Annotated in this window: 11 protein-coding genes; 8 read left to right on the top strand and 3 right to left on the bottom strand. The window is 41.0% G+C overall.

All coding sequences use genetic code 11. From position 1 onward, the window contains the following. Positions 1-17 precede the first annotated feature (17 nt). Positions 18-821, bottom strand: a complete 804-nt coding sequence (locus H4075_RS12650) for a hypothetical protein (RefSeq protein WP_182801205.1) — start codon at positions 819-821, stop codon at positions 18-20. 242 nt (positions 822-1,063) lie between these two features. On the opposite strand from H4075_RS12650, the gene H4075_RS12645 reads away from it, so the two are divergent. After that, positions 1,064-1,492 (top strand): hypothetical protein, encoded by a 429-nt coding sequence (locus H4075_RS12645; RefSeq protein WP_182801204.1) that lies wholly within the window; start codon positions 1,064-1,066, stop codon positions 1,490-1,492. 158 nt (positions 1,493-1,650) lie between these two features. Here the strand turns inward: H4075_RS12645 and katG are convergent, their stop codons facing one another. Then, a complete protein-coding gene (katG, locus tag H4075_RS12640) occupies positions 1,651-3,876 on the bottom strand; it encodes a catalase/peroxidase HPI (RefSeq protein WP_182801203.1) in 2,226 nt (741 codons plus the stop codon). Positions 3,877-4,005: 129 nt separating this feature from the next. Here katG and H4075_RS12635 point away from each other — a divergent pair, with 129 nt between their 5' ends. From H4075_RS12635 to H4075_RS12610, 6 genes are all read left to right on the top strand, one after another. Continuing rightward, on the top strand, positions 4,006-4,941 hold the full coding sequence (locus H4075_RS12635; RefSeq protein ID WP_182801202.1) for a hydrogen peroxide-inducible genes activator: 936 nt from the start codon (positions 4,006-4,008) through the stop codon (positions 4,939-4,941). Positions 4,942-5,091: 150 nt separating this feature from the next. Further along, positions 5,092-5,823 (top strand): hypothetical protein, encoded by a 732-nt coding sequence (locus H4075_RS12630; RefSeq protein WP_182801201.1) that lies wholly within the window; start codon positions 5,092-5,094, stop codon positions 5,821-5,823. Further along, positions 5,820-6,824, top strand: coding sequence for a peptidyl-alpha-hydroxyglycine alpha-amidating lyase family protein (locus H4075_RS12625; protein ID WP_182801200.1), 1,005 nt, complete (start codon positions 5,820-5,822; stop codon positions 6,822-6,824). Before H4075_RS12630 ends, H4075_RS12625 begins: the two co-directional genes overlap by 4 nt. An 83-nt stretch (positions 6,825-6,907) precedes the next feature. Beyond that, positions 6,908-7,288, top strand: a complete 381-nt coding sequence (locus H4075_RS12620; protein ID WP_182801199.1) for a DUF3703 domain-containing protein — start codon at positions 6,908-6,910, stop codon at positions 7,286-7,288. Positions 7,289-7,325: 37 nt separating this feature from the next. Then, positions 7,326-7,748, top strand: a complete 423-nt coding sequence (locus H4075_RS12615) for a GNAT family N-acetyltransferase (RefSeq protein WP_182801198.1) — start codon at positions 7,326-7,328, stop codon at positions 7,746-7,748. 469 nt (positions 7,749-8,217) lie between these two features. Then, a complete protein-coding gene (locus H4075_RS12610) occupies positions 8,218-8,976 on the top strand; it encodes an alpha/beta fold hydrolase (protein WP_182801197.1) in 759 nt (252 codons plus the stop codon). 164 nt (positions 8,977-9,140) lie between these two features. Here the strand turns inward: H4075_RS12610 and H4075_RS12605 are convergent, their stop codons facing one another. Continuing rightward, entirely contained in the window at positions 9,141-10,661 is a 1,521-nt protein-coding gene (locus H4075_RS12605; RefSeq protein WP_182801196.1) for an alanine/glycine:cation symporter family protein, read from the bottom strand. 173 nt (positions 10,662-10,834) lie between these two features. Here H4075_RS12605 and H4075_RS12600 point away from each other — a divergent pair, with 173 nt between their 5' ends. Next, a complete protein-coding gene (locus H4075_RS12600) occupies positions 10,835-12,613 on the top strand; it encodes a patatin-like phospholipase family protein (protein WP_182801195.1) in 1,779 nt (592 codons plus the stop codon). Positions 12,614-12,697: the final 84 nt, after the last annotated feature.

Genomic DNA, 12,697 nt, shown 5'->3' with positions numbered 1-12,697 from the left:
ATTACATGCTGTAACAATCAGTCTTTCCGGATATTTTTAAAATTGGTTGTATCAAAATAGCCGGTCTTCAACAAAGTTTTTATGGTTGCTGCCGACCATTTGCAATTCATGAAAAAAATATCTTGCCTCTCAGAGGATGAACTTTCATAAATCATGCAGGATAAGCTATCGGTTTTTTCTGAATTTGTAAGGTAATCAATACTGCCATCTTTTTTTAACTGCAGTATATTCACAAACCACCAGCCTGCATGCATCTGCTTCACTCCACCTGAAATTAAATGGCTTCTGATGTTTAGTACAAACATGTTGGTATCAATCTGCCGCAAAAATGCATTCCTTCCAAGATCAATGTAGAAGCTGTCTTTCACCTCATACCAGATCGTATCCCTGTTATCTTTCCAGGTATAACCTTTTGCAAGAAAGGCGTTGTTTTTAATTTCGTAAATAAGTGTATCTGCAAGTACATAGTTATCTTTTCTGAAATGTGCTTTGGAAACTTCGTCGTATTGCATAATCGAAAAAGGATATTGCGGATAAACATTTTCTCCTGATGAATCTTTTTGTGGCCATATCCCTTTTATTACCTTTTTTGCAGAAGCTGGTGAAATGATCTGTATAAAATTCTCTTCTATAATAATTACCTCATCTGCATGTTCACTTATCCACTCACCTCTGAAAGTTTGTGGAAAATGATACAAATCAGGTTTGTCGTAAGGCTGTGGTTGTGAAAAATAATATACATCGCAGGAAGAAAACAGTAGAAGTATAGCTGTTAAGAAAATGAAAGCAATTACAGGAAATTCAGGGTGTACAGGTTTCATATATCCCGGCATTAAACATATAACAAATGCTGCATAGCATTACTATCTGCTAAGATAACTTCGGTTTAAGACGTAATGCAATGATGCTGATCAGCAGAAAAAATTTCTTTCTAATCCAATGTTCCTTTCTGGAGACATTGCCAGAAGGGAGTGGAACAATTGTAATCACATAGCAATCTGACATTAATCATTTTCTTCAGCATTAACGGAGTATAACTTGATAAAATTCTAAAAATCGTTGTATGAAAAAGATTTTTATTTCGATGTTGTTTATAAGTATCTGTATTTCGATATCAGCTCAACTAACAGAGCCGGTTCATAAATTGACAAAGCAGGATTATTTACAGAAAAGTAAAAATCAAAAAACAACCGGCAGGGTATTATTGGTTGGTGGTACAGCCATGATCGTTGCCGGGGCTGTTGTTGGAAGTACTTTTGAAGAACCAAAAGGGGTATTGGAAATTTTTAGTAAAGGCGAGGTGATAGGATTTTGTCTTTTTATGGCCGGGGCTGTTGTTGACTTAGCCAGTATCCCTTTCTTTATCAGCTCTGCCAAAAATGCCCGCAAGGCCGCAACAATTACTTTAAGTAATCAACAAATAAATGTACCCAATTCCAAGTCGTTAGTTGTAAAATCCATTCCTTCCGTTACTTTAAAAATCAGGTTGTAGTTTTCTTTCTAAGCAATGTCTTCTAATAGTTGCAGCAGATAGGTTGCATCATGATAGGCTTGAGGGTTGCCAACCTTCCAAAGGTTGGCAACCCTGCATAAAAAAAGCCAGCCTGTTTCCAGGCCGGCTTACACGTTGATTCTTATGCTTATTTACGATTACGCCAAATCAAAACGATCGAGGTTCATGACCTTGTTCCATGCGGCAACAAAATCATGCACAAACTTCTCTTTCGCATCTTCACATGCATACACTTCAGCAAGAGCACGAAGCTCAGAGTTGCTGCCAAATACCAGGTCGGCACGGGTAGCAGTCCATTTTAAATCACCCGTTGCACGATCGGTGCCAAAGAAGCCCTGTTGTACAGGATCGGCTGCTTTCCAGGTGATCGTGAAATCGATGAGGTTTGCAAAGAAATCGTTTGTAAGAACGCCGGGTGTTTTTGTAAACACACCATGTCTTGAACCATCGAAGTTTGTATCGAGTACACGCATGCCACCAACCAGCACCGTTAGTTCAGGCGCAGTGAGTGTTAACAGTTGTGCTTTATCGATGAGCATTTCTTCTGATGTTGCAACGCTGCGTTTTACATTCAGATAATTGCGGAAACCATCAGCAGCAGGCTCAAGTACAGCAAATGATTCAATATCTGTTTGCTCTTGTGTAGCGTCTGTACGGCCGGGAGTGAAAGGAACAGATACCGCAAAACCGCCATCCTTAGCTGCTTTTTCAACTGCTGCACATCCTGCAAGTACAATTAAGTCAGCAAGTGAAACCTGTTTATTACCTGTTTGCGCACTGTTGAATTCTTTTTGAATTGCTTCAAGAACAGTTAACACGTTCTGCAATTGTGCAGGGTTGTTTACTGTCCAGTCTTTCTGCGGTGCCAAACGAATGCGTGCACCATTTGCACCACCACGTTTGTCAGAACCACGGAAGGTAGATGCCGATGCCCATGCTGTTGATACAAGTTGTGTAACACTAAGTCCTGATGCAAGCACTTTTGCTTTCAATGCAGCGATATCATTTTCATTGATGAGTTCATGTGTAACAGCAGGAACCGGATCTTGCCAGATCAATTCTTCTGCAGGCACTTCAGGGCCGAGGTAACGGGCTTTTGGTCCCATATCACGGTGCGTGAGTTTAAACCATGCTCTTGCAAATGCATCTTCAAATGCAGCAGGGTTCTCATAAAAGTGACGGGAGATTTTTTCGTATGCCGGGTCAACTCTCATTGAAAGATCTGTTGTGAGCATAAACGGTGCATGACGTTTTGATGGATCATGTGCATCGGGCACAGTACCTGCTCCAACATCGCCTTTTGGTTTCCATTGATGTGCACCTGCAGGGCTTTTTGTTAATTCCCACTCGTAGCTGAAGAGATGTTTAAAATAATCGTGGCTCCATTTTGCAGGAGTAGTTGTCCACGCACCTTCTAAACCACTTGTGATAGTATCAGCACCATTACCGGTACCGAATGTATTTTTCCAACCCTGACCTTGTTCTTCAATACCTGCTTCTGCGGGTTTTGCTGCAACATATTTACCGGGATCAGCAGCGCCATGTGTTTTGCCGAAGCTGTGTCCACCTGCAATCAACGCAACAGTTTCTTCATCGTTCATTGCCATACGACCAAAGGTTTCACGAATATCACGTGCAGCAGCAAGCGGATCAGGATGACCATCGGGTCCTTCAGGGTTTACATAGATCAAACCCATTTGCACTGCAGCCAATGGATTTTCTAATTCACGATCGCCTGAGTAACGGCTATGCGGATTGTTACTTGGTGCCAGCCATTCTTTTTCACTTCCCCAATACACATCTTCCTGTGGTTCCCATACATCTTCACGTCCGCCTGCAAAACCAAATGTTTTAAAGCCCATTGATTCAAGGGCGCAGTTACCTGCAAGTATCATCAGATCGGCCCATGAAAGTTTCTTGCCGTATTTCTTTTTCACCGGCCAAAGCAGCAAACGTGCTTTATCGAGGTTGGCATTATCCGGCCAGCTGTTGAGCGGTGCAAAACGTTGTTGCCCTGCGCCACCGCCACCACGACCATCGCTGATGCGGTACGTTCCTGCACTATGCCACGCCATACGGATGAAAAACGGACCATAATGACCATAATCTGCAGGCCACCAATCTTGCGAAGTGGTCATGAGATCATAAATATCTTTCTTAACGGCAGCAAGATCGAGACTGTTGAATTCCTTTGCATAATTAAACGACTCACCCATTGGATTCGAAAGGGTAGAGTGCTGACGAAGAATGTTCAACTTTAACTGGTTGGGCCACCAGTCACGGTTTCTTGTGCCACTGCCTGCGGTTTGCTTTAATGCGCCACCGCTGAAAGGACACTTGGCTTGAGATGTGTTATTATCCATGTTTTAATGATTAAGCTGAATTGTTTGAAATGAGATTGAACTGCAGGTCTTTTTCTTCGGGCCTCAAAACTAAGGCAGTGTAAGTAATAACACAAATTGATTATTTTTATGATCATATAGTATTTGTCTATGACTCTGACCCAGCTAGAATACATTGTTGCATTAGATACGCACCGGCATTTTGCCGTGGCTGCTGAGAAATGTTTTGTTACCCAGCCAACCCTCAGTATGCAGATACAGAAACTGGAAGAAGAACTTGGGGTGAAGATATTCGACCGTACCAAGCAACCCGTTATACCTACTGAAGTGGGGGTTGATATTATTGCACAGGCACGCACTACCTTACGTGAATCGAACATGATCAAACAGATCATCAACGATCAGAAAGATACGCTGTCGGGAGAATTGCGAATTGGTATTATTCCAACGCTTGCTCCTTATCTGTTGCCATCGTTGTACAAAGCTGTAAGGGAGAAATATCCGCAGTTGAACCTGGTGATCAAAGAATCGATCACAGAAGATGTGATTCATGAATTAAAGAACAACCGACTCGACTGCTGTATTGTGGTTACTCCGTTGAAGGATCCTTCAATCAAAGAATATGTATTGTTTTATGAAGAGCTGTTTGTATATGTATCGGCTAAGAATGCATTGAGTGATAAAAAGTATGTATTGGCAAGTGAGCTTGATCCGAATCAATTGTGGTTACTGGAAGAAGGGCATTGTTTCCGCTCGCAGATCTTAAACTTATGTGAGCTTCGCAAAAGCAGTGATTTTAATTTCAAGTATGAAACCGGTAATATTGAAACACTGAAACGCATGGTGGATAAAAGTGATGGCATTACCATTTTACCTGAGCTGGCAGTAATGGAGTTTAGTAAAACACAGTTGAAACTGGTGAAGCAATTAAAACGCCCAAGCCCTGCACGTGAAGTGAGCCTTGTAACTCATCGTGATCATATTAAAACAAAACTTATTGACACGTTGAAGGAAGAGATATTAAACATTGTGCCTGTGCAAATGCAGAAACTGCAGAATAAAAAAATAGTTGAAATAAATTATTGATCACTTCATCCGCAAAGTATCGTGTGGATAGTTGACTGATAGCATTTCTTGTATAACTCAAAAGAACAGTTTATCTTTCTTCAATATCAGCTGTTACTCATCTTTCATTCATCAATCACCAAAACTCTAAAACTCTAAAACTGTTTACATATGCAGCGTTATAAAAACTTATACCTGTGGATGTTTATACCCATGCTGGTTATGCAACTCGGTATTTTCAGAGATTACTGGGGCGATTTTACAGACAATGCCTGGAGTGTTCATGTGCATTACTGGACAGGAACTATCTGGTATCTCTATCTTATTCTGCAGCCTTACTGGGCAACACATGGCAAATTAAACCTGCACCGCACCAATGGCATCATCGGAATGTTCATTGCCGGTGCTGTTTGTTTAACGGCATTAAGTATGATGCACCGTGATATTGCAACAACAGAAGCCATCATGAAAAATCCGGAACGTTTTGGTCCGTTCAAACCCTGGTTCTTTTATGGTGTGGCGGCAGTAGAAATCGTCATGATGACGGCGTTTGGTTTTGCCATCATTAAAAGCATTATCCACCGCAAGCAAATAGAGCATCATGCATGGTGGCTTATTACTACTGTGTTTCTGATCATGATGCCTGCACTTGGCAGGGGCGTACAGAATGTTTATATCGGTATTAATAGAAAAGACTGGCCAAACATTGATATTATGGCACCCATTTACATAGCACAGGGGATGATCATTGCTATGTTGCTGATTGCGGCATGGAAATACAACAAGTTAAAACATCCTGCTACTTATTTGGCGATGGGTGTAAACATGTTCATTTTTTTGCTGGAACCAATCGGGAAATCGGAAGCAGTACAAACGTTTTTAAAAACAATGATCAAAGGATGATGCATACAATAAAAATTTGCCTGTTACTTACTGCTGTTTTGATGATTGCCTGCAATAATGATACAGACAGGAAGAATAATGATCAGTCAATCAACTATGCATTAGTTGACAATTGGCCGCAGTTGCCTGCCGGGTATTCGTTTGGTCAGCCAACAGGAATAAGTATTGACAGTAAACAACACATTTTTGTTTTTCACCGGGCAGGAAGAAAATGGACGACGCCTTTTCCCGAAGCATTTATTGATAAGAATACCATACTGGAGCTTGATGCTGAAACAGGAACGATCATCAATGAATGGGGGGCTAACCAGTTTATTATGCCGCATGGGTTAACGGTTGATAAGGATGATAATATTTGGGTGACCGATGTTGGTTTACATCAGATATTAAAATTCAGTCATGACGGACAATTATTAATGAAGCTGGGTATTGCAAAAACTCCCGGCAACGATTCCTTGCATTTTAATTTACCCACTGATGTTACAGTGGCCAATGATGGTTCTTTTTATGTGAGTGATGGTTATGGCAACAGCAGGGTGGTAAAGTTCTCGGCTTCGGGTAACTATTTACTGGAATGGGGATCAAAAGGAAGTGATGAAGGTGAGTTTGATATACCACATGGTATTACGCTTGATAAAGAAGAAAACGTTTATGTAGCCGACAGGCAAAACAACCGCATCCAGGTGTTTGATAAGACCGGTAAATTTCTGCGGGTGTTGAAGAATAGAGATTCCGTACCGCAACTGCCATCTGTAACAATCGACAGTGCGCAAGAACTTTACGCCATCGATTTTGATTATAACCTGACAACTGATATGGGCAACAAGGGTTCAAAGGTTTTTCAATACGACAGTTCAGGAAATATCAATTTTCAATTTGGCAGCAGTGGAGAAAATAAACGAACAGCTTCCTGGTATCATGATATTGCAGTTGATAACAATGGAAATATTTATGTGGGTGATATAAGGGCGGCAAAGCTGTTGAAGTTTCGCAAGAAGTAAGGATGTGTTTTGATGAACCGGTAAATTTATCGGATTATTTCTCGGAATTTTAACTTTAATGACAAATCATTAAATAGCAGACGATGAACTTAAATACAAGTATGCCAAAATCGTTGAAGCCATACTTTCTGAAAGAGTTAAACGAGTATAAAACGGCGGTGCGGAGGAATGATCTGCAAATGGCATGGCGGCATTTAGAAAAAGCACATGTCATAGGGCAGGCATACCCGTTTGAACACAGTTATGTGCATTGGAAAATGTTTCTCTTCGGAATAAAAATTAAGGACGGTAAAGAAATTGTTGGACAGATCCCACGGTTATTGGTGGGTGGTGTAAAATCATTTGTTGGAAAAATACCAGTTGGCAATACCGGAGGTGCAAACGTGCCGCCTTTAAAACCATTGCCGATTGAAGAAGAGATTGCTGAAATTTTCAGAAAGGCCGGTTTAAGTGTGCCGGGCTGATGATTCGGTTACATTTCAGAATTTAATACATTGAAAAATGCAGGAATCAATAAACACAAACTCAAGAATAATATTTTCTTTCGATCGTAAGCCAACGGCTGATGAACTAATAGAACTCTACAACAATGCTGGCTTACCTCGTCCAACAAATGACAAAGATCGGATGCAGAAAATGATCGACAACTCAAACCTAATAGTTACAGCGTGGGACAATGATTTATTGGTGGGTGTTTCCCGTTGTATTACCGATTGGGTGTGGAGTTGTTACCTTGCCGATCTTGCAGTAAGACATGAGTATAAAAAAGAAGGGATCGGCAAAAAGCTCATCAACTTAACAAAGGAGAAAGTAGGTGAGCAATCGATGGTGCTGCTGTTATCTGTTCCGTCAGCTATGGAATATTATCCAAAAGTTGGTTTTGTAAAACAGGAAAGCAGTTTCATTATGAACAGGGCTGAATAGCAATAGAAGTTGCTGACATTTGCCTTTGAGCATTCGGCTGTAACCTGTAGAAACATACTGCATTCTTTTATTTCAACATCCGCATTTAAAGCATCACGTTTCATTCTAAATTCATACTGACTGTTCTGCTTTGCGTTATTGAAGCAAAACGCAAAAGTACTGTATTGCCTGGAGAAAGCTTTGCGATCCGGGTTAATGTATAAAAACCTGTTTGATAACGACAGGCCTGGCTGGGTTTACGTAATAATTCAGTATGGAAAAAAATAATGAAAGTGTATTCAGCAGGGATGGATGATTATATCACAAACAACATGGGTGGTTCCCTGGGAGATAAAAACCCGTTTGGTTACAGAATTCCTAATGAAGCGAATTATGATTAGTTGTTGATGAAACAGCCGAATCCTGAAGAAACAAAAATATACATCGCATAACTTTATATCTTTCCGGTTGAACATTTAAGCAATACATCATGAATCGATATTTGGTTTCAATACTGCTCGTCATTTCAGTCAACGCTACACAACTCATCTCTGCTCAATCATCAGCAAAACCCGTGTATGTAATTGTGCATGGTGCATGGGGTGGCACTTGGGCTTTCAAAAAAACGGACTCGTTAATGACAGCAACAGGAGCGATCGTATATCGTCCGTCATTAACAGGGCAGGGAGAACGAGTGCATCTTGCATCACTTGAAGTGGGATTGAATACGCATATCAATGACGTAGTGAATATGATCTTGTATGAAGATTTGCATAATGTTATTCTTGTTGGACATAGTTATGGTGGCATGGTCATTACAGGTGTGGCTGATCGTGTGCAGGAACGAATCAGTAAATTAATTTACCTCGATGCGTTTGTACCTGATCACGGAGAAAGTGTGTTAACCATACAAGGTGCACGTGCTGATGGATTAATGAAAATGGCCAGCAATGGTTATCTGATACCTGCATGGGTAAAACCGGGGCAGGCGCCACCGAAAGATGTACCACATCCTGTAAAAACATTTACCGATACCATTTCGCTTACGAATACAAAACGGTTAAGCTTGCCCACTACTTATATTCTTACTGTTGCAAAAGGTGTTGATGCTTCAGCCGATGATTTTGCATTGCAGGCGGAACGTGCAAAAAAGAAAGGCTGGCCTGTTGTGCAACTGGAAGCAGATCATAATCCGCAATGGTCGGCAGTGGAAGCATTGGTGGAGATGTTATTGAAAGTGGGAAAGTAAAGATGATGTAGCCCTTTTCTCGTATGCTTATCACAGTTTGCTGTAGAAGGAAAAGTATGTGTGAGGTACAGCATGCCTGCATTGTTATCTTATTATTTTAAAAAAAATTGCTTCGCCTGCCCGCATAACAGGCATCGACGAAGCAATGTGCATCACAATATCAACTAAGATTTCTGTTCTTTAAACTCTTGTTCCCAAAAATCAGCATCCTTTATTCCTAACGGAACGGGATCAAACACCGGATCTTTTCCTTCAGCTTTTTGTTTTTCGTAATCTTTGAATGCAAGCAGGGCTGGTTTTTGCAAAACAAGAATGGCAATAATGTTGAGCCAGGCCATCAGGCCAACACCCATATCGCCCAGGCCCCATGCAACTTTTGCTGTACGTACACAGCCAAAGAAAACCGCAAGAAGGATGGCAATTTTCAACAGAAACATCAATGCAGGTCCGCCCCGTTTCCGGGTAAGGTAGGCCACATTCGTTTCAGCAATATAATAGTAGGCCATAAGTGTTGTAAAGGCAAAGAAAAATAATGCAATGGCAACAAAGTAGCTTCCTGCGCCAACGTAACTTTCATCAAATATTTCTTTACCGTTAAAAGTTTTATCAATAGCAGCTTGCGTATATGTTGCACTGCCATCAGGATGTTTTACTCCATCCTGTGTGTAGTACACGTTATTGTTGATGATCAATTGGTCATCGGTTCCCTTTACATTATACATGCCTGTAACAAGAATCATAAAAGCTGTTGCAGAACAAACAAACAGCGTATCAATATATACAGAGAAAGCCTGCACCAACCCTTGTTTTGCCGGGTGTGATACTTCTGCAGCAGCGGCGGGGTGTGCGCCTGTACCTTGTCCTGCTTCATTGCTGTAAACACCACGTTTTACACCAATAGTAATCATGGCTCCTATAATGCCACCAAATGTTGCCTTGGCTCCAAAAGCACTTGTAATGATTAATGAAAACACTTCAGGGATTTTTGTATAGTTCATCACTAATACAATAACAGCTATCAGAATATAGCCGATTGCCATAAAGGGAACAACATACTGGGCTACGTTGGCAATGGCTTTAATGCCGCCGAAAATGATAAGCCCTAATAAAACTGCCAGCACAATTCCTGTGTAAACATGGTCAATACTGAATGCGCTTTTTACAGCTGCAGCAATACCATTTGACTGAACACCAGGTAACAGTAATCCTGTTGCAACGATCGTGCAAATTGCAAATGCAATGGCATACGGTTTTGCAATTTTCTTATTGCGAAATCCTTTTTCAATATAATAGGCAGGGCCACCTCTGTATTCACCTTTTTCTTTGCGCTTGTAGATTTGTGCCAATGCCGATTCAACAAACGCAGAGCCGGAACCAAGAAATGCAGTTAACCACATCCAGAAAATAGCACCTGGTCCTCCAATAAAAATAGCGGTAGCAACGCCTGCAATATTTCCGGTACCCACCCGGCCCGATAAAGAAACCGATAGTGCCTGGAATGAAGAGATGCCCGCTTTTGATTTGTCGTTATTGATCAGTAGTCTGACCATATCTTTTATTAAACGGATCTGGAAAAATCGCATCCTGAACGAAAAATAAATACCAATAGCAAGTAAAAGATAGATGAGTGCATTGCTCCAGATAATGGAGTTCGCCAGGTCAATAAATTTCTCGAAGCTGCCCATACGCAATTTGGTTTACGCTACAATATAATGCAAAGAGTAGTAAGACGGGTAAATGTATCAGCTATTCATCAGATGTACAGTGATTTTTAATTATCTTTTCTGTATCATGCATGTTATATCCCGTACTGTTGAAATAACTCAGCCATATTGTTAACGATTATCAGCGCAATGCAATGAATCAAACAGCCGACCACAAGTTGCTCTTACACCAATCTTTGGTAAGTTTATTTGGAGAAATGAATGATGAGCAGATAGAGAATATTTTAAGCGTGACAACCATGCTTGCATTTGAGGCAGGTGAATACCTGTTTCAACAAGGCGAGAAAGGACATTCGTTCTACATCGTTTTATCCGGCCGTTTCAGAGCCATTCAACATACGGAAAACGATATTTTTATTCTGGGTGATATTTCAGCCGGTGAACCCATTGGTGAGTTTTCCCTGTTTACTCAAGAGCCACACAGTGCATCGGTGGTTGCATTACGCAGATCGCTTATCCTGCAACTGGAAGATGATAACTATAAAACACTCGTGCAGCAATTTCCTTCCTTCGCCGGCACTATTACAAAGTTTATTATTGAACGGATGCGCCGCAACAATCATCAAACAAAAATGGATGCGGCACCGAAAAATATTGCAGTGGTAAATCTGCAACCGACGAATGATGTAAGCGCTTATACAGGCGCTATCCAGGACGAATTAGGAAAGATGGGTTTAGGCATCAGTATTTATGATTATGCTTCGCATTCAGGTGAAAATGATCATAGCGTGTTTGATGACATGGAAAAACAACCCGGTCTTAATTTCCTGGTGTGTGATATGGAAAATCCTGAATGGGCAAAGCAATGCATTGCATACTGCGATCTTGTGATCATTGCAACAGATTTTTATGCCGACTGTCACATATACGAGATTGAAAAAGTATTGCATTTGTATTCAGACAATGTGATGAATAAAAAGATCTACCTGTTGTTGTTGCATGAAGAGAACGCACCGTTGCCATTTAACACAAGACGATGGTTTAACCAACGAAAGGTGGATCTGCATTTGCACATGCGAAAAAATAAGGCAGCTGATATACGCAGGTTTTGCCGCATTGTTACACATCAGGCAACCGGATTAGTATTGGGTGGAGGAGGTGCAAGAGGGTTTGCACATGTGGGAGCTGCAAAAGCATTACTCGAAGCTGGTATTGAGTTTGATTTTATTGGTGGCACAAGTGCGGGAGCGGTGTATGGCGCAGGATTATCGTTTCTTGATTTTGATTTTGATAAGGCAAATGCCATGTGTAAGCTTGCGGCTGATAGTAAATTAACCTCAAACGATTTAACATTGCCGATTGTTTCGTTGATGTCGGGTAAAAAGATCCGGAAGTTTTTAGATACTATGTTTGGTGATTCGCATCTTGAAGATCTGTGGGTTTACACTTATTGTGTGTCGACTAATTTTTCAAGTGCATCATTAAAAATTCATGACAGGGGTTTAACACAACTGCAGGTATCAGCGAGCATGGCGATACCCGGTGTATTTCCTCCTGTGATCATCAATAAACATCTGCACATTGATGGTGGTGTAATTGATAATCTCCCGGTTGAAGCAATGTATAAAAAACCGGTGCGGCATGTTATTGCTGTTTCCTTATCGGCTGAAGAAACAGCAATGTTCGATCTGCACGAAGTGCCTACTTCCTGGGAACTGTTCTGGAGTAAGATCACCAATACAGCAACTCATCAACTGCCAGGCATCTCATCTATACTTGTAAACAGCATCACCATCAACAGCAGGCACAGGCAGGAGAGCAGTAAAACAAATGTCTCTGTATTTCTGGATCTTGATCTGAAAGAATTTAAATTTCTGGATTGGAATAACTGGAAACAGCTCATTGAAAAAGGATACACTCAAACCAAACAAAAGCTTATCGAAACAAAACAGGAATCGCAGTTCTGGAAATAGATTTCCAGATGCATAATAAAAAACGGGCCCGGCTATTTTAGCCGAGCCCGCCAGATTTACCTTTGCCTTTGTTCATTCCATATA

Source organism: Lacibacter sediminis, from assembly GCF_014168535.1.
Taxonomy (GTDB): Bacteria; Bacteroidota; Bacteroidia; order Chitinophagales; family Chitinophagaceae; genus Lacibacter; species Lacibacter sediminis.
Note: the sequence above shows the minus strand (reverse complement) of the source record. Positions and strands in the feature narration are given on the sequence as shown.